18 protein-coding genes and 1 tRNA gene are annotated in these 23,005 nt (G+C 69.3%); 4 read left to right on the top strand and 15 right to left on the bottom strand.

Features of this window, described 5'->3' with window-relative positions:
• Positions 1 to 70: 70 nt before the first annotated feature.
• The 6 genes from HNR07_RS24455 to HNR07_RS24430 all read right to left on the bottom strand — a co-directional run bounded on the left by HNR07_RS24455 (position 71) and on the right by HNR07_RS24430 (position 7,378).
• Positions 71 to 1,576: a serine/threonine-protein kinase gene (locus tag HNR07_RS24455; RefSeq protein ID WP_184366969.1), complete on the bottom strand. Its 1,506-nt coding sequence runs from the start codon at positions 1,574 to 1,576 to the stop codon at positions 71 to 73.
• Positions 1,576 to 3,042: a peptidoglycan D,D-transpeptidase FtsI family protein gene (locus tag HNR07_RS24450; RefSeq protein WP_184366968.1), complete on the bottom strand. Its 1,467-nt coding sequence runs from the start codon at positions 3,040 to 3,042 to the stop codon at positions 1,576 to 1,578. Before HNR07_RS24450 ends, HNR07_RS24455 begins: the two co-directional genes overlap by 1 nt.
• Entirely contained in the window at positions 3,039 to 4,445 is a 1,407-nt protein-coding gene (locus tag HNR07_RS24445) for an FtsW/RodA/SpoVE family cell cycle protein (protein ID WP_184366967.1), read from the bottom strand. Before HNR07_RS24445 ends, HNR07_RS24450 begins: the two co-directional genes overlap by 4 nt.
• Before the next feature lie 4 nt (positions 4,446 to 4,449).
• Positions 4,450 to 5,823 (bottom strand): Stp1/IreP family PP2C-type Ser/Thr phosphatase, encoded by a 1,374-nt coding sequence (locus HNR07_RS24440; protein WP_184366966.1) that lies wholly within the window; start codon positions 5,821 to 5,823, stop codon positions 4,450 to 4,452.
• Positions 5,820 to 6,320 (bottom strand): FHA domain-containing protein FhaB/FipA, encoded by a 501-nt coding sequence (locus HNR07_RS24435; RefSeq protein ID WP_184366965.1) that lies wholly within the window; start codon positions 6,318 to 6,320, stop codon positions 5,820 to 5,822. The genes HNR07_RS24440 and HNR07_RS24435 overlap by 4 nt, the downstream gene beginning before the upstream one ends.
• Before the next feature lie 293 nt (positions 6,321 to 6,613).
• Positions 6,614 to 7,378, bottom strand: coding sequence for an FhaA domain-containing protein (locus HNR07_RS24430; RefSeq protein ID WP_425572587.1), 765 nt, complete (start codon positions 7,376 to 7,378; stop codon positions 6,614 to 6,616).
• A gap of 230 nt (positions 7,379 to 7,608) precedes the next feature.
• Between HNR07_RS24430 and HNR07_RS24425 the strand changes: the two genes are divergently transcribed.
• Positions 7,609 to 7,691: transfer RNA gene (locus HNR07_RS24425), tRNA-Leu, on the top strand.
• 445 nt (positions 7,692 to 8,136) lie between these two features.
• Here HNR07_RS24425 and HNR07_RS24420 read toward each other — a convergent pair.
• From HNR07_RS24420 to HNR07_RS24385, 8 genes are all read right to left on the bottom strand, one after another.
• Positions 8,137 to 9,036 carry a DUF6807 domain-containing protein gene (locus HNR07_RS24420; protein WP_184366964.1) on the bottom strand — a complete coding sequence of 300 codons (900 nt, stop codon included), beginning with the start codon at positions 9,034 to 9,036 and terminating at the stop codon, positions 8,137 to 8,139.
• Positions 9,037 to 9,039: 3 nt separating this feature from the next.
• A complete protein-coding gene (locus tag HNR07_RS24415; protein ID WP_246420483.1) occupies positions 9,040 to 10,959 on the bottom strand; it encodes an ABC transporter substrate-binding protein in 1,920 nt (639 codons plus the stop codon).
• Positions 10,959 to 11,999, bottom strand: a complete 1,041-nt coding sequence (locus tag HNR07_RS24410; RefSeq protein WP_184366963.1) for an ABC transporter ATP-binding protein — start codon at positions 11,997 to 11,999, stop codon at positions 10,959 to 10,961. Before HNR07_RS24410 ends, HNR07_RS24415 begins: the two co-directional genes overlap by 1 nt.
• Complete coding sequence (locus HNR07_RS24405; RefSeq protein ID WP_184366962.1) at positions 11,989 to 12,996, bottom strand: ABC transporter ATP-binding protein; 1,008 nt, start codon at positions 12,994 to 12,996, stop codon at positions 11,989 to 11,991. The genes HNR07_RS24410 and HNR07_RS24405 overlap by 11 nt, the downstream gene beginning before the upstream one ends.
• Positions 12,997 to 13,006: 10 nt before the next feature.
• A complete protein-coding gene (locus HNR07_RS24400) occupies positions 13,007 to 14,149 on the bottom strand; it encodes an ABC transporter permease (protein WP_184366961.1) in 1,143 nt (380 codons plus the stop codon).
• 1 nt (position 14,150) lies between these two features.
• Positions 14,151 to 15,152 (bottom strand): ABC transporter permease, encoded by a 1,002-nt coding sequence (locus HNR07_RS24395; RefSeq protein ID WP_184366960.1) that lies wholly within the window; start codon positions 15,150 to 15,152, stop codon positions 14,151 to 14,153.
• Between the two features lie 37 nt (positions 15,153 to 15,189).
• Complete coding sequence (locus HNR07_RS24390) at positions 15,190 to 16,326, bottom strand: Gfo/Idh/MocA family protein (RefSeq protein WP_184366959.1); 1,137 nt, start codon at positions 16,324 to 16,326, stop codon at positions 15,190 to 15,192.
• Between the two features lie 77 nt (positions 16,327 to 16,403).
• Positions 16,404 to 18,854: a beta-xylosidase/alpha-l-arabinosidase gene (locus HNR07_RS24385; protein WP_184366958.1), complete on the bottom strand. Its 2,451-nt coding sequence runs from the start codon at positions 18,852 to 18,854 to the stop codon at positions 16,404 to 16,406.
• A 307-nt stretch (positions 18,855 to 19,161) separates the two neighbouring features.
• On the opposite strand from HNR07_RS24385, the gene HNR07_RS24380 reads away from it, so the two are divergent.
• Positions 19,162 to 19,773, top strand: a complete 612-nt coding sequence (locus tag HNR07_RS24380; RefSeq protein ID WP_184366957.1) for a TenA family protein — start codon at positions 19,162 to 19,164, stop codon at positions 19,771 to 19,773.
• A 105-nt stretch (positions 19,774 to 19,878) separates the two neighbouring features.
• On the opposite strand, the gene HNR07_RS24375 is transcribed toward HNR07_RS24380, so the two are convergent.
• Complete coding sequence (locus tag HNR07_RS24375; protein ID WP_184366956.1) at positions 19,879 to 20,382, bottom strand: SSI family serine proteinase inhibitor; 504 nt, start codon at positions 20,380 to 20,382, stop codon at positions 19,879 to 19,881.
• An 82-nt stretch (positions 20,383 to 20,464) separates the two neighbouring features.
• On the opposite strand from HNR07_RS24375, the gene HNR07_RS24370 reads away from it, so the two are divergent.
• Both HNR07_RS24370 and HNR07_RS24365 read left to right on the top strand, forming a co-directional pair.
• Positions 20,465 to 20,797, top strand: coding sequence for a rhodanese-like domain-containing protein (locus HNR07_RS24370; RefSeq protein WP_184366955.1), 333 nt, complete (start codon positions 20,465 to 20,467; stop codon positions 20,795 to 20,797).
• A gap of 108 nt (positions 20,798 to 20,905) precedes the next feature.
• Positions 20,906 to 22,831 (top strand): sensor histidine kinase, encoded by a 1,926-nt coding sequence (locus tag HNR07_RS24365; protein WP_184366954.1) that lies wholly within the window; start codon positions 20,906 to 20,908, stop codon positions 22,829 to 22,831.
• Positions 22,832 to 23,005 lie beyond the last annotated feature (174 nt).

The following is a 23,005-nucleotide window of genomic DNA, read 5'->3' as shown; positions in this document are numbered from 1 at the left end:
AATCCTCGTGTCTTCCGGAAGCCGCCCGCGGGCCGCCGCCTACCCTGATCGTCTCTCGCTCATCAACTGGTCACGCATTGCCCGGCCACGGAATGTTCCTTCCGTCACCGTCTTCGCCGCCGCCGTCGCCGCCACCGCCACCGTTCCCGCCACCGTCGCCACCGGGGTCCCCTTCCCCGGTATCCCCGTCACCGGGATTCTCCTCCTCGGAACCGTCGCCCTCGTCGTGCTCCGGATCCGTGGCTTCCTCGTCACCCTCGCCGTGGTCAAGATCCTCCGTCGGTTCCCATGTCTCGGGCTCGGGGGTCCATTGGGGGGTGTCCTCGACGTAGACCGGATCCTCGGCGGGCTCTTCCTCCTCCGGCTCCTCGGTGGGAGTGGGCGAGGGGGAGGCTTCCGAAGCCGGGGGCTCCGTGCTGTCGTTGACGGCCTCGGCGCCGCCCAAGTCGCCGAAGACGAACCCGGCCACGGCCGCGGCCACGATCAGGACCGTCGCGGCCACCGCGGCCAGGACAACGGGTGCCTTCACCCGGCGCCCGGACCCCGAATCCTCCGCCAGCCTAGCCGAGTCACCGTCCTGAACAGGGGAGACGGCGGGCTGTCCGGCGGTTCGCCGTGCCGTTCCGGACGCCCCGCTGCGCGGACCGCTGTCCGGGACCGCGCCGACCACCATCGTCTGCGCCATGCCGTTGAAGCCGGTGGACGGAGTCGGCGGGCCGGTACCCGCGTTGGAGCGGATGACCGCCGCCAGGTGCGCGACCTCGCCGGCCGAGGACGGACGGTCCTCCGGGTCCTTCTGCAGCAGCGAGAAGACCAGGTTGTCGATCTCGGCGGGGACGTGCTCGGGGAGCTCGGGCGGATCGTCGCGGGTGTGCGCCAGCGCCAGCGCCACGGGACTGTCCCCGGTGAACGGCGGCGTCCCGGCCAGGCACTCGTAGGCCACCACACCGAGCGCGTACAGGTCGGAGGCGCCGCTCGCGGGTCGACCCGACGCCTGCTCGGGCGAGATGTACTGGGCGGTGCCCATCACCATGCCGGTCTGGGTCAGGGTGACCGACGTGTCGCCCCGCGCGATACCGAAGTCGGTCAGCTTGAGCTGGCCGTCCTCGGTGACCAGCAGGTTGCCGGGCTTGATGTCACGGTGCACCACCCCGCGGGCGTGCGCCGCGGCGAGCGCTTTGGCCGCCTGGCACACGAAGTCGAGGGTCTGGTCGGCGCTCAGGTGGCCCTGCTCACGCAGCACCTGGGAGAGGGGCTCGCTGACCACCAGCTCCATGATCAGGAACGCGCGGCCGTCCTCCTCGCCGTAGTCGTAGACCTGGGCGATGCCCGGGTGGGACAGGCCGGCGGTGATTCTGCCCTCGGTCCGGAACCGTTCGCGAGCCGTCGGCTCGGCCATCTGGGCCGGGTGGAGCAGTTTGACCGCCACGGAGCGGTTGAGCAGTGTGTCGGTCGCCCGCCACACGGTGCCCATCCCGCCGGAGCCGATCTGCTCCTCGAGGCGGTAACGGTTGCTCAGAACGGCCCCGGCCAGTCCACCGGGGCTGTTCTGGGAAGACGGCTCGTAGGCGCTCACTACAGGACCACTGCCTCCATCATCTGGCGGGCGATCGGCGCGGCCAGCTCACCACCGCTGCCACCGCCGTGCTCGATCACCACCGCGACCGCGATCTGCGGGTCGTCGGCGGGGGCGAAACCGATGAACCAGTTGTGGGTTCCGAGGTCGCTACCGGTCTCGGCGGTACCGGTCTTGCCCGCGACGTCCATGCCGTCGATGGCGGCGTTGGTGCCGGATCCGCCCGGCCCGGTCACCAGGACCATCATGTCCGTGAGAACGGAGGCGGTGCTGGCGCTCGTCGCCTGGCTGTAGACCTCGGGGCTGGTCTGGGTGACCACCGAGCGGTCGCTGTCGCGGACCGAGTCGACCAGGTAGGGGTGCATGACCTCGCCGGAGTTGGCCACACCGGCGGCGACCATGGCCATCTGGAGCGGCGTCGACTCCACGTTGGACTGGCCGATGCCGGCGCGGCCCAGGATGCTGTCGTCGGCCTCCACCGGGGAGCGGCTCGGGATCACGTTCAGCGGGATGTTGAGATCCGACTCCTCGCCCTCCGGGGTGAACCCGAAGGCGTAGGACTGCTCGGCCAGGGCCTCCCCGCCCATCTCGATCGCCCAGTTGGCGAACGAGGTGTTGCAGGAGATCTTGATCGAGTTGGCCAGGGTGTCGGGGGCGCCGCCGTTGCAGGTGCCGCCCGGGGTCGCGTTGGGCAGCGCCGGGCCGCTGGCGAACTGCAGGGTGTCGGGCGCGTCCATCGTGCTGTCCGGACCGGCGTCCAGGTGCTCGATGGCGGCCGCGGCGGTCACGATCTTGAACGTCGAACCCGGCGCGTACCGCTCGCGCAGCGCGCGGTTGAGCAGCGGCTGGTCCGGGTCGTTCTCGAGCTCGACGTAGTTGGCGTTGGCCTGCTCGCCGTCGGTGATGCTCACGACGTCGTTGGCGTCGTAGGACGGGTAGGAGACCGAGCCGAGGACCGCGCCGGTGCTGGGTTCGATGGCCACCGCGGCGCCCTTGAAGCCCCGCTCCTGGAAAGCGTTGAACCCGGCCTCCTGCACCGCCGGAACGATGGTCAGCTCGACCCGCGCGCCCTCGGGCTCGCGGCCCGTGATGACGTCGCGGAAGTTGCGCACGGCGAGCCGGTCGTCGCTGCCGTCCAGCAGCGAGTTCTCGGTGGACTCGATCCCGGAGGCGCCGAAGCTGCGGAAGGCGCCGACGATCGGGGTGTACATGGCGCCGCCGGCGTACTCCCGCTGGAAGCGGGCCGGATCGTCGCCCTCGGAGATGTCCGTGGAGAAGGCGACGTTGTCCTCACCGATGACGATCGGGCCGCGCTGCTCGGTGAGCCGCTCGGTGTACTGGCGCCGGTTCAGCTGGTCGTCGCGGATCGCCTCCGCCTGGAACCCCTGGATCCAGGTGAGCTGGAGCATCAGGGCGCCGAACAGGATCATCGAGAAGACGCTGAGGCGTCGGATGGGTGTGTTCATCGTCGGATCACCTGGGTGGCCCCCTCGTCCTGGATGGCCTGCGGGGCGGGACGCCGCGCGTTGTCGCTCATCCGGAGCAACAGGCCGATCATCAGCCAGCTGGCCATCAGGGCGGAACCGCCTGCGGCCAGGAAGGGCGTGGTCATACCGGTCAGCGGGATGATCCTGGTCAGGCCGCCGAGCACCACGAACACCTGGAAGCACATGACGAAGGCCAGGCCGCTCGCCAGCATCTTGATGAACAGCTCACGGGAGGCCAGCGCGATGCGCATGCCCCGCTCCACCAGGATGAAGACGACGACCAGGATCGCCATCACTCCGGTCAGCCCCAGGTCCTCGGCCAGGGAGGCGAGGATGAAGTCGCTGTCCGCGGCGAAGATGTGGTGCGCCTGGCCGCCGCCCATGCCGGTGCCGAAGATACCGCCGTAGGCCATGCCGATCTGGCCCTGCACCAGCTGCGCGCTACCGCCCAGCCGGTCGTAGACGTCGGGGTCGTAGGCGTGGAACCAGATGTCCACGCGCTGGCGGAAGTGCCAGAAGAGCCGGAAGGCGACCGCGGCGGCGGCCAGGAACAGCGTCACGCCGATGATCACCCAGGACGAGCGCTGCGTGGCGACGTACAGCATCGCCAGGAAGGTGCCGAACAGCAGCAGTGAGGTACCGAGGTCCTTGGTGATGACCAGCAGGCCGATCGCGGCGACCCAGCCGACGACCATCGGCATGAAGTCTCGGGCCCGGGGCAGGTCCAGGATCTTGAACCGGCCGATCTTCACCTGCCTGGCCGCCAACGACAGCACCTGTCGTTTGGTGACCAGATACGACGACAGGAAGACGACCAGCGCGATCTTGGCGAACTCGGACGGCTGCACCGTGAAACCGCCGAAACCGATCCAGCGGCGGGCGCCGAACTCGGAGATGCCCAGCCCGGGGACCATCGGCAGCGCGATGAGGACCAGCGCCGCCAGGGCGCTGATGTAGGTGTAGCGCTGCAGCACCCGCGGTTCCTTGAGGAAGAACAGCAGGGCGATGCACATGACCATGCCGACCGCGGTCCAGATCAGCTGCATGCCGACGCCGGCGTGCTCGATGTCGCCGGAGTCAGCGGCGTCCAGCCGCCAGATCATCGCGACGCCGATGCCGTTCAGGAACAGCGCGCAGGGCAGGATCAGGGGGTCGGCGTAGGGCGCGATGAAGCGCAGCGCCACGTGTGTGGCCAGCGCCATCGCGCCGAAAATCAGGCCGTAGCCCCACATGGCGCCGGGGACCTGGCCGTTGAGGTTCAGCCCCGAGATCATCATCGCGCCCATGGTGATGACGACGGTGACCCCGATCAGGACCAGCTCCGCGTTGCGGCGCTGGACCGGGGGTAGCGCTGTGGGTGCCTCCGGGGCCGTGGTGCTCACAGGGTCACCCCGATTCCTCGGTATCGTCGTCGGCGTTCGCGGCGGTCTCTCCCGAGGCCTCCTCGAGCTCACCGACGACGCGGGCCGCGTCGGCCTCGTCCTCCACCGTGATGGTGTTCCGCAGCAGGTCCCGGTCGGCCTGGGTGAGCGATTCCACCTGGATGTCGGTGCTCTCGATCTCCTCGGACAGACTCATGGTCCCGATGCTGGTGTCGATGCCCTGGTAGACGCTGACCGTCTGACCGTCCGGGGACAGTCCCACGTAGTACTGGCTCTCCACGTACTGGCGGCCGAAGAAGTAACCGCCGCCCGCGACCAGACCCACCACCACGAGGAAGACCAGGATGATCGGCCACCAGCCGCGCCTGCGGTACTCGGGCTCGGCCGAGCGACCGCGCGCGGGCGGGGCGTCGTAGTCGTCGTGGGTTCCGTACGGCTGCTCCTCGTAGGCGGCGTCACCCGGGCCCGGGTGCTCCTGCCGGCCCGGGATGTCGGCCGGGATCGGGTCCATCTCGGCGGTGTCGCCGCCGTTGCCGCGCAGCTCCTGGGCTCGTCTGGCCGGGCTGGTCTCGTTCGGGCCCGTCGACTCGTCCCGCTGGTCCGCGGCTCCCACCGTCTGGGAGGACGGAGTGGGGCCCTGGGCGTCGGTGTCCGTCTCGATGACGTCCGCGATGACCGCGGTGATGTTGTCCGGACCGCCGCCGCGGATCGCCAGCTCGATGAGCTTCTTGGCGGCCGCCCGCGGGTCGGTCACGGTCGCGAGGGTCTCGTGGATGGTCTTCTTGCTGACCACACCGGACAACCCGTCCGAGCAGAGCAGGTAGCGGTCGCCGACCTTCGCCTTGCTGATGGAGATGTCCGGGTCGACCGGGGTCTTGCCGTCCAGTGCACGCAGGATCAGGGACCGCTGCGGGTGGGTGGCGACCTCCTCCTCGGTGATCTTGCCCTCGTCCACGAGGGTCTGCACCAGGGTGTGGTCGTGGGTGATCTGCTCGAAGCGCGGACCGCGCAGCAGGTAGGCGCGCGAGTCGCCGATATGGATCAGGGCGACCTGGGAACCCGACCACAGCATGGCGGTCAGGGTGGTGCCCATGTTCTCCAGCTGGGGTTCCTGGCGGATGCGGACGGCCAGGGACTCGTTGGCCCGTTCGACGGCCCGCTGGAGGACCTCGGCCATCTCCTCGGCTCTGGGGTCGTCCTTGGTGTCGAGCTGGCGGATGGACGAGATGGCGATGGAGCTGGCCACCTCACCGCCCGCGTAACCGCCCATGCCGTCGGCTACCGCGAGGAGGTGTTGGCCGGCGTAGCCGGAATCTTCGTTGCCTTCGCGGAGGCATCCTACGTCGGAGTACGCCGCGTATCGGAGAGCGATTGTCATTTGCGCAGTTCCAGGACGGTTTTGCCGATACGGATGGGCTGACCCACCGTGATGGGCTGGGGGCGGTTCAGCTTCTGCTGGCCGAGGTAGGTGCCATTGGTGGAGTTCAGGTCCTCGACGAACCAGCGGCCGTTGTCGGAGTAGACGCGCGCGTGGCGGCCCGACGCGTAGTCATCGGTGATGACCAGGGTCGAGTCCGGGGCGCGTCCGATGAGGATGGGTTGGGAGGCCAGGTCGACCGTGGTCCCTGACAGCGGGCCCTGAGTGACGGCCAGGACCGTGGGATCGTTGCGGCGCTGGCGCTGCGGCCGGGGCTGCTGCGCCGACGACCGAGCACGGCGCGGGGCCGGACGCGCCGAGGGGCGGGGCTTCTTCTTGGTCTTCTTCTTCGACTGACCGAAGAGGTCCGTGCGAATGACGCCGACCGCCATGAGGACGAACAGCCAAAGCACTGCGAGGTACGCGATCTTGATCAATATGAGGGTCAAGTTGGACATCGAACTGCTCTTCAGCCCCTGTCGTGCTTCGGCCGGGGTGGCGGTCATCGGCGCCGCCACCGTGTCTGCCCCACCTTCGGGTCGGTGAGTCTAGGTCGCTGGTCCGCGGCCCAGCCGGCCGCGGCCATTCTGCCCGATCGGTCAGGTCTTGCGGAGACTACCCTCCCGGCCGGATATCCGACACAGGCCCACTATCGGTCCTGACCCGGACGTCGACCTTTCAGACGCCGGATCCGGGCGGTTGGTTGCGGTCCGGTTGGTCCGGATCATCCAACTGGTCGGACTCTTGAGGTTCAGTCGCGGCGGAAGGTCATCGTGGTACGACCCAGGCTGATCCTGGTCCCGTCCACCAACCTCGCCTGCCGGACCTGCTGTCCGTTGACGAAGGTCCCGTTCGTGGACCCCTTGTCCTCCAGGATGACCTCGTCGCCGTCCACCCGGATCTCCACGTGATGACGCGAGACACCGTTGTCGACCAGGCGCAGGTCACAGTCGGTACCGCGGCCCAGCAGGGTGACCGGTGTGGTCAGCTCGAAGGACTGCTGCATTCCCTGACTGGCGATATTGCCCTCAGCGGTCGCGCCACCGGGTGAGATGAGCAGACGGGGACGGCCGGTCTGGCGCTGCCCTCCGCCCGGGCCCGGGTCACCGACCGGCTGGCGGACCTCGCCGTCCTTGACCATCGTTCCGCGGACCACACCCGAACGGATCCGGAAACGGCCCGTCTTCAGGCCGTCGTCCGACCTGAACTGGACCCGCACCGGACCCACGAACGAATAACCCTGCTCGGTCGCGTAGTCGCGGGCCAGCTTGGACAGCTCCTGACCGAGGCTGTCCGCGTAGACCTCAAGGCGCTCCTTGTCACTGGCCGAGAGCTCGACGATGAAATCGTTCGGGACCAACGTGCGTCCCTGGGCCACGATCGCTGCCCGCTCGTCCATTTCCCGCTGGACAGCGCTCGCGACCTCGACCGGCTGGAGCTCCGACTTGAAGGCCATCGCGAAGGTGCCTTCGATCATGCCCTCGAGCCTGCGCTCGAAGCGTTGGAGCACTCCCACGAGGTACCTCCCTTTTGTACTCCACTCCGTATGTGTAGACGATCGTAACCGGGCCCAGGTGCCCCTGGTTTCAGGCGCACCCCCGTGAAGGCCCTCCCGGGGCCCGGAACAGGGGCCAGCACAAACGGTGTGCAACCCACCTCCAAGCCGTGCTAGCCTTATTCATGTCGCCAGGGGGAACAGGCAAAAAGCCCGAACCGCCTGGCAAAACAACTGGATGCATGTCACTCGGGCGGGTGGCGGAACGGTAGACGCGCACGGTTCAGGTCCGTGTGTCCGAAAGGATGTGAGGGTTCAAATCCCTCCTCGCCCACTCAAATCTAAGACGACCCTGCTCGGCGGCCTGACGGCTGCCTGGCGGGTTCGTCTTCGTTGTGCCCTTGGGGGGACGACCCCCAACCCCCCGGTGCGCCGCTCGGCCCGCGGCCGTCGTTTTTCGCGGCCCGCTGCGGCTGAGCTGGTCTTTTGGCACCTGGTGGCTCCTTGATGGGGCTTGCTTGAACTACGGGCCTGCGGCCTTCGAGGCCCCGTCTCGACTCTTGTCGACCCCGGTGCGCCGCTCGACCCGCGGCCGTCGCGCTTCGCGGTCCCGTGCGGTAGGGACTCACCTCGCTTGACGCCGTTGGACTGCTCGCGGGGGTTTCGGCTTTTTGAGGTTCCTTGGGTGGGCGTGTTGAAACTGCGGGCCCCGCTGCTCCGTGGTGGCCGCTCAGCCCTCGGATTGGCGGCCACCACCCGGCTTCTTCTTAGTTGGATTGTTAGGTGGGGCCGGTTGCGGCCAGGTTCTGTAGGCCCAGATCGGCGAGGGGTTCGGGGTCGGGGTCTCCGTCGGCGATGACCACCGCGTAGCGGTAGGTGAGGGTCTCGCCGGGGTGTGCGTGCTTCTCTTGGTCGAAGAACGGGGCCGGGCAGACACAGGCGAACATGCCGTTGCGGACGAACCACTGGGTGGGGTGGTTGGTGTTGGTCGGGCAGTCGACGAAGACCAGGGTCGAGCTGTCGTCGGTGCCGTCGTGCTTTCCGGTGAAGGACAGCCAGGGGGAGCGCTCGCCCATCAGGTCGTCGCCGCCGGTGTTGTGCACCGTGCGGGCGGTGCCACCGGTGAAGGATCGCGGACCGCGCCAAAAGAGGCCGCCGTAGCCGGCGTTGGGCCGCCCTTCGGTGGTGGGGCTGCCGAGGGCGATCACCCGGTCGGTGAGGTTGGTGAAGGACGTCTCGAAGGTGAGGGTCCAGGCTTCCGGGGCGGTGGTGGCGGTGAAGCCGCGGTGCTCGGAGAACCAGGTCTCCTGGGACTGGGTGACCCATTCGAGGAGTTCGGTGAAGCGCGCCTGAGTGGGCGTGACCTTGATGTCCTCGAACTCCTGGTGGACGGTGCTGCCGTTGTTGTCGAGCTGGTGGTAGCCGCCCTTGAGGAAGGTGGGGCCGCCCCAGAAGTTGGCGGGGCCGACGTTGGGCAGGGACCAGGCGATGCCCTTGTGCCAGACGTGGTCGTGCGGCCGGTAGAGGCTGACCTCGTTGCCGGAGAGGGTACGCAGGGGGTGGAAGTAGGGGCGGGGAGACTCCAGCTGGGCGTCCCACGGGTTGTAGACGTAGCGCAGGAGCTCGGTGTCCTCGTGGATGAGGCGTAGGGACTTGTCGTGTTCGTGGATGAGGTCCATGGCTCACTCCTCGATGAAGTACTGCTCGGGGTTGGTCGGGCCGGGGTCGTTGTAGACCGAGGAGGAGGGCATTGAGGCGGGGACGTTGCGGAAGTCGTTCGCGACGATCCCGTAGCCGGGCGGGGTGAGACTGATGCCCATCGCGTAGAACTGCTCCTGGGACTCGGCCAGGAACTCCTTCATGAGCTCGATGCGGACGTCGGGATCGGATTCTCCCTGGATCGCGTCGTACATCGCCATGTGGTCCTGGACGTCCTGTGGCGGCTCGATGGAGCGGCTGTCCTCGCCGCCGGAGGTGTACCACTGGGCCCACGGGATGGCGAAGTTCGATTCGCCGCTGTGCAGCGGTCCGTACCAGCGGGGGTCGTGGACGGCGTCCATCAGACCGGCGTCACCGGACCACACGTTGGCGTCATGGGTGTTGTTCTCCCGGTTGTTCTGCCACAGGGAGCGGTCCTCGGTGTTGAGGTCCACGTCGATGTCCAGGTCCTGCCAGAAGCCCACGACCATTTCCATGGAGTCGACGATGTCGGTGCGGAAGTCGGTGGGCACGGAGAGGCTGAAGCGGACCGGGGTGCCGTCCGGGCTGACGCGGACTCCGTTTTCGACGGAGTAGCCGGCTTCGTCGAGGATCTCGTTGGCCAGGTCGATGTCGTACTCGGTGTACTGCTTGGCCAGCTCCTCGTTGAAGAAGGGGCTCTCCGCGCGGGGAGCGCCCTGCCAGGGTTCGCCCTGTTCCTGGTAGACGACGTCGATGATGTCCTGGCGGTTGATGGCGTGCGAGAGGGCGATCCGGAAGTCCTTGTCGTTGAAGATCGTCCGGAGGCCGTCGTCCTCGTGGGTGAGGTTCAGGGAGATCATCGCCGTGTTCATCTCACCGGGGACCATCTCGAAGAAGTCGTAGCCGCCGGACTCGCGGTTCTCGGCGAGGGTGGGGCGGTTGCCCAGGGTGTTGATGTGTCGGGCGTGCATGTCGATCTCGCCGTTGAGGGCGCGGACCAGCATGACCTCCTCGTCCTGGAGGATGTGGAAGTTGACCCGGTCGATGTAGGGCAGCTGGTTGCCCTCGGTGTCGACCTTCCAGTAGTAGGGGTTGCGCTCCACCACCATGCGGCCCGAGTCCGCCAGGGGCTCCACCACCTGCCAGGCGCGGATGGTGGGCATGTCCGGGTTCTGCCAGTACTGGGCCGAGCTCAGGACGCCGGCCTTGTCGTCCAGCATCTCGATCCAGTCGGTGTAGCCCTCCTGCGCGGCGAGTTCGTCGGCGTCCGGGTTGTGGTCGATGTGGAACTCCGCGAGGTAGTGCTTGGGCTTCTCGAGGAGCTGGTAGAGGATGAAGTCGTTCTCGATCCACAGGGCGTTGGGCTCGTCCCAGCTGATCGTGAAGGTGTGGTCGTCGACCTTCTCGCCGTCACCGGGGTCGGCGGCCGCCATCGGGCTGACGTCGTGGTTGTTGAAGATGTCGTTGAGCGCGAACAGGATGTCGTCGGTGGTGAAGGGCTCACCGTCGGACCAGCGAATGCCCTCGCGGATGGTGACGGTGAGCTCGGTGGCGTCGTCGTTGTACTCCCACTCGGTGGCGATGTTGGGTACGGATTCCTCCCATTCGGGGTCCCAGCGCACGAAGTTCTCGTAGGCCACGGTCCGGCCGAGCCAGGGCCAGTCGTGCACGCCGAGGATGGCGGTGTTCCACTCGCCCCCGTACCGGCCGATCTCCTCGTGCGGCTCCACGACGAGGGGTTCGGTGGGCAGACGCTCCTCCAGGGGCGGGAGGTCGCCGCTGTCGACGAGGGTGGCGAGCATGGGCGCCTCGCCTTCCCCTTGGATCTGGTCGCTGCTCTCGGTGTCGGGGTCGAAGGAGAAGAACGAGCAGCCGGTGGCCAGCATGACCGCCGCGGCGCCCGCGAGGAAGGGTTTTCGCATTACCTGTCCCTGTCTGTGTGCGGTGGGGGATCGCCGGTGATTCCGGCTAGTCGGAGGTCCTCGGCGTGGTGGCAGGCGACCGTGCGCCCCTCTCCCAGGGGGCGAGGGGCGGGTACCTCGGTGGCGCAGAGTCCGGTGGCGTGGCGGCACCGGGGGTTGAAGGGGCAGCCGGAGGGTGGTTTCGAGGGGTCGGGCACCTCTCCGGTGAGGCGGACCCGCTCGCGTGAGCCGCGCAGGCGGGGGTCGGGGACGGGGACCGAGGAGATCAGGGCTTCGGTGTAGGGGTGCCGGGGGTTGCTGAAGAGCTCGGTGGTGGGTGCGATCTCGACGATTCGGCCGAGGTACATGACCGCGACCCGGTCACAGACGTGTTCGACGACGGAGAGGTCGTGGGAGACGAACAGGTAGGTGAGCCCCATCTCGTCCTGCAGGTCCTGGAGGAGGTTGAGGATCTGGGAGCGGACCGAGGTGTCCAGGGCGCTGACCGCTTCGTCCGCGACGACGAGGCGGGGGCCCGGGGCGAGTGCGCGGGCGATGCTGACGCGTTGGCGCTGGCCGCCGGAGAAGGCGTGCGGGTAGCGGCGTAGGTGGGAGACATCGAGGCCGACGCGTTCGGTGATGTCGCGGACCCGGTGGTCGATCTCCGGTTCGGCGAGGTCGGTGAGCATGCGCAGGGGTTCGCTGATGATGTCGCGCAGGGTCATCCGGGGGTTCAGCGAGGAGTGCGGGTCCTGGAAGACCATGCGCACCTCGCGCTGGTAGACGCGTTCGTCGGTGCGGGCGAGGTTGAGGGCGTCCAGGAGCCGGTTGCGGCTGTCGCGGTAGCTGATGGTGCCGGTGGCCTCGGGGCGCACGCGCATGACGCTGGAGCCGAGGGTGGTCTTGCCGCAGCCGGACTCGCCGACGAGGCCGAGGGTTTCCCCGGGGCGGATGTCGAGGTTGACGTCGGTGACGGCGCGGACGTAGCGCCGGGGGCGGCGGCCGCGAACGGGAAAGGAGACCTCGAGGTCGCGCACGCTCAGGATGCTGTCAGTGGGCACGGGCGGGCTCCTCCTGGAGCAGGCAGCGGACCTGGTGGTGGGGTTCGGGTTCGGTGACGGGCGGAACGGTGGTGTCGCACAGGCCCTCGATCGCCTCGGGGCAGCGGGTGCGGAACACACACCCGGTGGGCTGGCTGGTGGGGACGGTGCCCCGGATGGTGGGGAGCCGTCCCTTGCGGGAGGCGCCCAGACGGGGGACGGCTTCGAGGAGCGCGCGGGTGTAGGGGTGGCGGGGGCTGTGGAAGATCTCGTCCACGGGCCCCTGTTCGACCACGGTGCCCAGATACATGACGGCTACGTCGTCGGCGATCTCGGCGACCACGCCCATGTCGTGGGTGATGAACAGGACGCCCATGCCGCTCTCGCGTTGGAGGTCGGCCAGCAGGTCCAGGATCTGCGCCTGGGTGGTCACGTCGAGGGCGGTGGTGGGTTCGTCCGCGATGAGCAGACGGGGAGAGCAGGAGAGCGCCATCGCGATCATCACGCGTTGGCGCATGCCGCCGGAGAGCTGGAAGGGGTAGGAGTCCACGACGCGTTCGGCCCCGGGTACCCGCACGTGGTTCAGGAGCTCGATCGCGCGCAGGCGCGCCTCCTTGCGGGAGATACCGGTGTGGATCCGCAGGCCCTCGCCTATCTGGTTGCCCACGGTGTGCACCAGGGAGAGGGAGGACATGGGTTCCTGGAAGATCATGGCCACGTCGTTGCCGCGCACGGAGCGGATCTTGCGGCCGGTGGGGCGCAGGGCGGCGAGGTCGGTGGGCTCGTCGCCGGTGGTGGGGTGCAGGAGGATCTGACCGGCCACGATGCGCCCGGGAGGTTCCACGAGTTGGAGGACCGAGCGGGCCGTGGCGCTCTTGCCGCAGCCGCTCTCTCCGACCACGCAGAGGGTGCGGCCGCGGCGGACCCGCAGGTCCACCCCGTCCACGGCGCGGATGGTGGTGTCATCGGTCTGGAAGTGCGTGCGCAGCCCGCGGATGTCCAGGAGGGTGTCGTGCATCGTCGGCCTCCTACCGGTAGGGGTCGGCGGCGTCGCGGACGCCGTCGCCGACGAAGTTGAGGACCAGAACCGCCACGGTCACCGCGACCCCGGGCAGCAGCACCCAGGGGGCGCCCGCGATCGAGTGGATGTTCTGCGCCTCCTGGAGGAGCACGCCCCAGCTCACGACGGGGGCTTGTAGCCCCAGGCCGAGGAAGGACAGCGAGGTCTCGGCGAGGATCATGAACGGCACGGCCAGCGTGAGCGAGGCGATGATGTGGCTGGTGAAGGACGGCAGCATGTGCCGGCCGATCACGCGTCCGCTGCGGCAGCCGTCGAGTCGGGCGGCGGTCACGAAGTCCTCCTGGCGTAGGGACAGGAAGCGGCCGCGGACCACCCGGGCCAGGTCGGTCCAGCCGATCAGCGAGAGGATGACGGTGATCGCGAGGTAGGTCTGGATCGGTCCCCACTCGCGGGGGACGGCCGCGGACAGGCCCATCCACAGGGGGATGGTGGGCACCGACATGAGGAACTCGATGACGCGCTGGATGAGGTTGTCGATCCGGCCGCCGAAGTAGCCGGAGATCCCGCCCAGGACCAGACCGAGGACGAACGACATCGCCACCCCGGCGAGGCCGATCGACATCGAGACCCGGGTGCCGTGGATGATCCGTGAGGCCATGTCGCGGCCGTTGCGGTCGGCGCCGAGGAAGTACACGTCGTGGTCGGGGTCCTTGGCGCCGATGAAGTGCCGGTCCGAGGGGATGAGCCCCCACATCTCGTAGGACCGGCCCTGGACGAGGAAGCCGACGGGGATCTTCGTGGACTCGTCCACGGTGTACTGGTTGGCGAAGGTCTCCGGGTCGCGTTCGACGCTGTAGTCGTACACGTACATGCCGACCTGGAAGCCGTCGCTGGTGTCCACGAAGTGCAGCCGCTGGGGAGGGGCGTGGGTGCGGGCGGCGTCGTAGGCCTGGGGCGTGCTGGGGGAGAGGAACTCGGCGAAGACCGAGACCAGGACCAGCCCGGCCAGCATCAGTGCGCCGGCCACCGCGAGTTTGTTGCGGCGGAAGCGCCGCCAGATCAGGACCCGCTGGGGGACGTCGCCCGGGTCCCGCTCGGGCTCGGTCTCTGCGCCGGGGGCCGGGGTCGGGAGCTCGGGGGTGCGGACCATGTCAGACCCTCTCCACGTGTTGGTGCCGGATACGCGGGTCCCACCAGGCCAGGAGCAGGTCGGACAGGAGCGTGCCGATGACGGTCAGCGCGCCGAGGACGAGGATGAAGCTCCCGGCCAGGTACATGTCCTGGCTGCGCAGCGCCTCCACCAGGAGCGGGCCGGTGGTCTCCAGGCTCAGGACGATGGAGACCAGCACCTCGCCGCCGATGAGGGTGGGCAGGATCCAGCCGATGGTGCTGATGAAGGGGCTCAGCGACATCCGCACCGGGTACTTGAGGACGAGCCGCCACTCGGGCAGGCCCTTGGCCCGCGCGGTGGTCACGTAGGGCTTGCGAAGCTCGTCCAGGAGGTTGGCGCGCAGCACCCGGATCAGCGCCGCTGTTCCCGCGGTGCCGATGATCAGCACCGGGATCCACAGGTTGGAGACCGCGTCCAGGAGCTTGCCGAGGTTCCACGCGGCGTCGGCGTATTCGGCGGAGAAGACCCCGCCGACGCTCTGCCCGAAGTAGCGGAAGGACACCCAGGCGAACAGCAGCGCCAGCATGAAGTTCGGGGTGGCCAGCCCGACGAAGCCGATGAAGGTGACCACGTAGTCGCCCACCGAGTACTGGCGCACCGCCGAGTAGACGCCGATGGGGAAGGCGATCAGCCAGCTCAGCAGGAGGGTGCTGACCGCCAGGACGACGGTGAGGCCGATCCGGTTCCAGATCAGGTCCGAGACGTCGCGGCGGTACTGGAAGGACTGGCCGAAGTCGCCACTGGTGAGGATCCCGGAGATCCACTTCCAGTACTGGACGATGACCGGGTCGTTGAGCCCGTACCTCTCTTCCAGGGCGCGGATCTGCGCGCCCTCCACACCCTGGCCCTGCGCGGACAGCTGGGCGATGTAGGCGGTCAGGAAGTTGCCCGGCGGCAGCTGGATGACCAGGAACGCGACCACGGAGATCGCGAACAGGGTCGGCACCATGTAGAGGCAGCGCCGGATTATGTAGCCGCGCACGCGGAACCTCCCACCGCGATGGCTCCCCCACGGGTTTTCACAGCGAGCGGCCCCCGTTCATCCGCTCGTGGAAGGGGGATCCGGGGGCCAGATCGGCGGGGGTGACCGGCCGCTGCTCGAAGGAGGAGGCGTACACGGCCGCGACCAGGCGCAGGGAGCTCAGGGCGTCCCGGGAGGTCACCGGCGGCGGGCTTCCGGCGCGCAGCGCGTCCAGCACCTGGACGATCTGCGAGTGGTGGCCGCTGTTCACCCCGTGCTCCCCGGCCTCCCAGGCGGTCGTGATCTCTTCTTCGAAACCCGGAGCCGGGGTCAGGCGCCAGTCATCGTCCCCGTAGCCGTACAGGTGGGCCAGTTCGACCGTGGCGCGCTCGAAGTCGATCCGGATACGGCTCTCCTCCTGCGGGGACAGCAGGCTGGTGACCACGCTCGCGATCGCGCCGCTGGCGAAGTCGACCCGGGCCAGGGACACGTCCTCGGTCTCGACGTCCCGGGCCTGGCGGCGGACCACCGCGGAGACCTGCGTCCACTCCCCCAGCAGGGCGAGGAGGAGGTCGGTCTGGTGGATGCCGTGGCCCAGGGTCGGACCGCCGCCCTCGGTCTCCCACTTCCCGCGCCAGGGGAGGTCGAAGTACTCCTGCGGGCGGAACCACGTGGTGTGGCAGGTCGCCAGCAGGGGGCGCCCCAGCACACCGGAGTCGATGAGCGCGCGCAGGCGCAGCGCCCCCGAACCGAAACGGTGCTGGAAGACCGTCGCCATCCACGGTCCGCGGTCCCCGCCCTCGGCGGCGGCCATCTTCTCCGCCTCGGCCAGGCTCAGCGCCGGGGGTTTCTCCACGAGGACCGAGGCACCGGCACCGAGGCAGGCCTCGACCTGGGCCCGGTGGATCCCGGGCGGGGTGCACACGTGCACCAGGTCCGGCCGTTCGGCGGTGAGCATCCGGTCGAGGTCGGCGTAGCCACGCGGGATCGTGTGCCGGGACCGGAAGGACTCCAGGGCCCCGGGGTCGACGTCGACGGCCGCGACGAGTGCGGCGCGTCCGGGTTCGGCGAGCAGGGCCTGGGCGTGGAAGCGGGCGATGTTCCCGGTACCGACGATGGCCACGCGCAGCGGTTCGGGGACAGGGGACGGCGCTGATGCGGTGACCGGGGCGGGGGCCGATGACGAAGAGCTCATGAGGGGGTCTCCTCGGGGTTCGGGGCAGGGGGTGCGGGGTGGCGGGCCGAGCCCGGTCACCTCCGGCGCGGCCGGGGCTAGGGGCCGGCGGGAGCCTCGGAGTCGAGCTGGATGTCGCAGGTGAGCCTGCGGGTGTGGTCCACGGTGCGGACGGGGCCGGTCAGGCGTACCGGGAAGGGGAGACCGGGGTCCGCGCTGGAGGCGGCCAGGGTGAGGACGAGCTCGCCGGGTTCGACGGTCCGCTTCCTGTCGGGACCGGTGTAGGACGCCAGGTCGGCGTGGACGGTGAAGCGCGCGGTGCGCGCCCGGCCGGGTTCGAGGAGCACGCGCGTGTAACCGATGAGGCGGCGGACCGGCTGGGCCACCTGGGCGACCGGGTCGGACAGGTACAGCTGGACGACCTCGGTGCCTGTCACGGTGCCGGTGTTGCGGACGGTGCACTCGACCGTCACGGAGCCGTCGGTGGTGGTCGGTGTCGGTTGGTCGGGATTGGGTGGAGTGCCGTCGATCCGGGGGGCCTCCCAGTCGAAGCTCGTGTAGGACAGGCCGTGGCCGAAGGGGTGCAGCGCGGTCGGGTCCACCGAGCTGACCTGGTTGCGGTGGGCCAGAGGCGGGCCCAGGTAGGTGGCGGGCTGGCCGCCGGGGTCGCGGGGGACGGACACGGGCAGGCGGCCGCTGGGGTTCACCCGCCCGGAGAGCACACCGGCCAGAGCGCTCCCGCCCTCTTCGCCGGGGAAGAAGGCCTGGACGGAGGCGGCCAGCCGGTCGGCGGCCGCGCCCAGGGCGTAGGGGCGTCCGGAGACCAGTACGGCCACCACGGGGGTGCCGGTCGCCACCAGTTCCTCCAGGAAGCGTTGTTGGACTCCGGGCAGGGCGAGGTCGGTGGCGTCGCAGCCCTCGCCGGTGGTGCCCCGGCCGAAGAGGTCGGAGCGGTCGCCGAGCACCGCCACGCACACGTCGGCGGCGCGGGCCGCGACCAGGGCTTCGGTGAACCCCTCGGTGCTCTCTCCGTCCACCGAACACCCCTCGGCGTGGTTGATCCGGGTCTTCGGCAGCTCCTCGACCAGGGACTCCAGGAGGGTGGGGATCTCCACGCCCCGGGCCGTGTCCGGGTGGTGGCGGCCGACGTGGGCGGGGAAGGAGTAGCAGCCGAGCGCGGCGTCGGCGGTGTCCGCGAGCGGGCCGACCACGGCCATGGTCCCGGGCCGGTCGAGGGGCAGCAGCCCGGCCGGGTTGTCCAGCAGGACCACGGACTCCTCGGCCAGGCGCCGGGCGAGGGCGCGGTGCTCCGCCGGGTCCAGGTCGGGGGCCCTGCTGTGAGCGGGGACGCTGCCGTGACCGGAGACACCGCCGTTGCCGGAGACCCGTGCGGTGGCGGGCCCCTCGGGGGTCCAGTCCGGGTCGAGCATGCCCAGTGCGCACTTCTGCCGCAGGACGCGTCGGGCCGCCCGGTCCACCAGTTCCTCGGGGACCCGGCCGGCGCGGACCTCGGCGACCAGTCGGTCCCCGTAACAGGCCACGGTCGGCAGTTCCACGTCCACGCCCGAGGCCAGGGCCAGCGCCCCGGCCCGGGAGGGGGACTCGGCCACCCCGTGCAGGGTGTGCAGGAAGGAGACCCCGAAGTAGTCGGCGACGACGGTCCCCTCGAAGCCCCACGTGTCCCGCAGCAGGCGGGTGAGCAGGCCGTGGTCGGCTGCGGCGGGGAGGCCGTCGTTGTCGTTGTAGGCGTGCATCACCGAACCGGCGCCGCCCTCGTGCAGGGCCATCTCGAACGGAGGGAGCAGGACGTCGGCGAACTCTCGCGGGCCGACGGAGACCGGGGCGAGGTTGCGTCCGGCGCGGGAGGCCGAGTGCCCGGCGAAGTGCTTGAGGGTGGCCACGATTCCGGTGGACTGCAGGCCGCGGACGTAGGCGGTGCCCACGGTGGCGACCAGGTGGGGGTCCTCGCCGATGGTCTCCTCGATACGGCCCCAGCGGAGGTCCCGGGCGACGTCCAGGACCGGGGCGAGCCCTTGGTGGACGCCCACGTCGCGCATGCTCCGCCCGATCTGCGCGGCCATCCGCTCGACCAGGCCGGGGTCGAAGCTCGCACCCCAGGCGAGGGGGACGGGGTAGACCGTGGCGGTCCAGGCGGCGAAGCCGGTCAGGCACTCCTCGTGGGCCAGGGCCGGGATCGCGAAGCGGTTGGCCGCCATGATCTCCCGTTGGCTCCGGGCCAGTGAGGCGCGCCCGGCGGCGGGGTCGACCGGGACCGTGCCGAAGGGGCGGGTGAGCTGGCCCAACCCCTGGGCGATGGCCTCCTCCCACACGGGCGGTTCTTGGGACAGGTCGTGCTGGTGGGGTGCGACGGGGGCGCCGGAGGTGTCCGCGCTCACCCACAACCCGTGCAGCTGGGCGATCTTCTCCTCCAGGGTCATCGCGGCCAGGAGCAGTTCCACGCGCCGGTCGGCCGGGGTGGAGGGGTCTCGCCAGTCAGGGGCCGCCGACGTCTGGTTCGCCGTGTTCGTGTCACCGGTGGGTCGGGTCAAGGAATGCCTTCCTCGGATGGGGCCGGGGCCGTCCCGGGGGCGTGGGGACGCATCGAAAGTTTCGTAAATTTTCGCGAAACTTGTTGGCGGTGAATGTATGTCCGCGATATCGACAGGGTCAACCCACCCAGAGACTCAAATCACATTGGATTTGCACTGTTCCTGTTCAGCGAGGTCAGTGTTCCAGGGAATCGGGTTCCGAAATTTCCGGGAGTGTGGCGGCCGAATCCTCGGGAAGTTTCGAAGACAAGGCTCTGGCAGGGGCTCAGGGCTTGGGTCGAAACCACCCGGATGGGACACTCCGGGCGTGGGAATCATCGAGAGACTTCATGAGATCGGGCGGCCGCTGGTCGCCGAACAGCTCGCGCACCCGACGGTCGCCGGGATCGCCCGCGGCGACCTCGACGAGCGGGCCTTCCGCTACTGGCTGGAGCAGGACCACCTCTACCTGCTCGACTACGCCAGGGCCTTCTCCCGGCTGGCCTGGCAGGCGCCGGACGGACACCTGGCGGACCTGGTCGGGATCGCGCACAGCACCCTCACCGAGGAACTGGAACTGCACCGTTCCCTGTCCGGGGAGTTCGGCGCCGACCTGACCACCAGGGACAAGGGCCCCGCCTGCGAGGCGTACACGTCCTGGATCCTGGACGCGGCGGCCGACTACCGGGACGGGCTCGCCGCCGTATACCCCTGCATGTGGGGCTACAACCAGTTGGGCATCGAGCTGGCCAGGACCCGGCCCGAGGAGCCGCGTTACCGCCGCTGGGTGGACACCTACGCCGACCCCGGCTTCACCGAGCTGACCGAGAAGTACGGGCGCATGCTGGAGGAGGCGGACCCCGACCCGGAGCGCGCCGAGCGCTTCTTCCTGGAGGGCATGCGCCACGAGGTCGCCTTCTGGGACACGCCCTACACGTAGGCCGCACGCGGGCCCCGGGCAAAGGAGAGGAGGGGCGGACCGGCCGGTCCGCCCCTCCCTCAGGGGCCATCGGTTGTCAGGGGGATTCAGCGGTCATCGGGGGATTCAGGGGTTGAGCACCGTCTCGACCTGCTCGAAGCGGTCGATCTCGCAACCGTTGCGCTTGTTGAACTCGGTGTCGATCTCGGTGCCGTTCACGTGCCCGGTGACGTGCGCGACCTCGGGGCCGCCCATCTGCATGGTGCACATCATGTCGCTGGTGTCCATGGTGAACGGCTCGGTCCCGGCCTCCTCGATCTCGGCGCAGGCCGCCTCGGGGTCGGGATGGTTACCGCCCACGGGGGCACAGGTCAGGGTCCATTCGCCTGGTTCGAACCCCTCCTCGGCCGTCAGGCCGTCCTCATCGGATACGGAGCGTTCGATGACCAGTTCCACCTCGGCGGAACCGTCCTCGGCGGCGGTGTCTTCGTTGGGGGCTTCGTTCTCGGTCTCGGGTGCCGGCGCGTTCACCTCGGTGGGCTCGTTGCCGCAGGCCGTGATAAGCAGGCCAAGAGCTGCGAGTGCGGCGAGGCGGGTCGGCAGGGCCGTTGCGAAGGTGTGCTTACGCATACCGTTTGGACGTGGAGCGCCCACCCGCGGTTCCACGGATTCTCACTTTTTTCGGACACGCCTGACACAGGGGGTCACCATCATGTTCGGTGGACAGGTCGCAGAGGTTCTCGTGAACGAGGTTCCCGAGGACGGATACCTTCTCGACGTCCGCGAGGACGACGAGTGGCGTGCGGGCCACGCGCCCGACGCCGTGCACATCCCGCTGGGCACGCTCGGCGAGCGAGCCGCGGAGGTGCCCAAGGACGAGAAGGTCTACGTCATCTGCCGGGCGGGCGGCCGCTCGGCCCAGGCCGTCATGGCGCTGAACCAGGCGGGCTGGGACGCGGTGAACGTCGCGGGCGGCATGCAGGCCTGGGACCACGCGGCCCGGGACATGAAGGCGGAGGACGACGGCGAGCCCCGGGTCATCTGAGGTTTCGGTCGGCCCGTCAGGCCGGTTCGGCCGGGGCGCGCGCGTCGAATTTGGTCGGATTGTGCGAAGCCCTGCCACTCGGGGCCCTTCGGGTGGCACTATGGCGACGTGAGTTCCGAGCGCGCGCCCCTCAGCGCCGAAGCCGTGCTGGCCTCTTCAGCTGACGCGGTGATCGGCATCGACGGCGAGCTCAGAGTCACCCTCTGGAACCCGGCGGCCGAGCGGATGTTCGGCTGGACCGCGGCCGAGGTGCTCGGCGGCGGGCTGCCGATCATCCCCCGCGAGCTGCGGCCGGAGTACAGCGCGGTGCTCGAACAGGTACGCGCCGGAACCCCGTTGACGATCTTCACCCGCCGCCTGCGCAAGGACGGCACCGCCGTCGACGTGCGGGTCAGCACCAGCTGTGTGCACGACGACCAGGGGCGGCACGCCGGGTGGGCGCTCGTGCTCTATCCGAGCGAGAAGGAGGGGCAGGCGCAGACCTCCGCGATGGAGCGCGCCCGGCTGGTACGCCGGCTCACCGACGTGGTGGCCGACATCAACGCCGACCTCAGCCTCAAGTCTGTCCTGGACCGCATCATCAGCAGCCTGACCGAGCTCACCGGCGCGGACGCGGGCGGATTCGTCCTGCTCAACGAGAACCGGGTGAAGCTGGTCAGCCTCACCCACCTGTCCGAGGAACTGCACGGGGTCAGCGCCTCCCTGGAGTCCAGCCTGTTCGGCGAGCTCCTGCGCAGCGGCAAGTCCGTGCTGCTGGCCAACAGCGACACCCGCAGCCTGGAGGACCTGATCTGGGCCGACCTGCCCGGGCTGCACACCATCGCCCTGTGCGTGTCCAACGTCCGGGGCCGCCCCTACGGCGCGCTGTACGCGCTGTACAGCCAGCGCAAGGTGGGGCACGTCGAGCTGGAACTCCTGGAACTGCTCACCGCGCACGCCGGGGTGGCGATCGGCAACGCGATGGCCTACGAGGAGCTCAAGCTCCAGCGGCTCAGGGAACAGGCGGTCGTCGACTCCAGCGCGGACGGGATCGCTGTGCTGGACTCCCACGGCAGGGTTCGCAAGTGGAACCGTTCGGCGGCGGAGCTCACCGGTTACTCGTTCGAGATGATGGAGGGGCGGCACCCGCCGTTCCCGATCCCCGACGCGCACGGCGAACCCGTCAAGCACCGCAACGAGGGCGGCCGGTGGCTGGAGATCCTCATGGCGCGGATCCCGGACACCGACGAGTGGGTGGTGGACTTCCGCGACATCTCCGCGCAGAAGGCACTGGAGGAGGAGCGGGAGTTCTTCCTGGCCAGCACGGGGCACGAACTCCGGACCCCGGTCACGGTGATCCAGGGGTACGCGGCCCTGCTGTCCCGCAAGGGCGAGCGGCTGGGGCCGGAGGGGCGTCAGGAGGCCAGCGAGATCATCCTGGACCGCGCCCGCTCGCTCGCCAAGCTGGTGGAGCGGCTCCGGTTGGGGTCGGACGTGGCCAGCGGCGAGATGACCGTGGACCGGGTCCCCTTCGACCTCGTGGAGCTGCTCGGCCAGTCCGTCACCGCCTTCCGCCCGCTGGCCGAACTCCAGGACCTGACCCTGGACACCGACGGCACCCTCTGGACCGTCGGGGACCCGCTGGTCACCGGCATGGTCATCGACCAGCTGCTGGAGAACGCCCTGAAGTTCTCACCCAGCGGCGGGACGGTGCGAGTCAAGGTGGTGGAGGGCGAGGACACCGTCACCATCCACGTCGACGACGAGGGCATCGGCATCGACCCCGGCGACGAGGAGCGGATCTTCGAACGCTTCTTCCAGAGCGGCGAACGCGGCGACCGCCGGGGGTACAGCGGATTGGGGATCGGCCTGTACATCGTGCGCCAGCTGGTGCGTGAACAGGGCGGTGAGGTGACCGCCCACCGTCTGGAGAACGGCACCCGGATGCGGGTCACGCTGCCCCGGCACCGGGGCGAGGAGAGCGAACTGGGCGCCGTCGTGTCCGAAACACCTCAGGGGAGGGGCGGAACGGAGGTTTCGTCAGTAAAGGCGTAGAGCGGACACTGGGCGTCACGGGAAACAACAAAAACCTCATGGACTCCAGAAGCCCTGTCACGTCGCGGATGCGCGCGTCCGAAGCGCGGATCGTCCCGGCGGATTCACCTCCCGGCGGGTTTCCGCTGTGGGGGATCGGGGCATTTCCACCCCTGGTGGAATTCGCTGGCACAC

The organism is Nocardiopsis metallicus, from assembly GCF_014201115.1.
Lineage (GTDB): Bacteria > Actinomycetota > Actinomycetes > Streptosporangiales > Streptosporangiaceae > Nocardiopsis > Nocardiopsis metallicus.
Note: the sequence above shows the minus strand (reverse complement) of the source record. Positions and strands in the feature narration are given on the sequence as shown.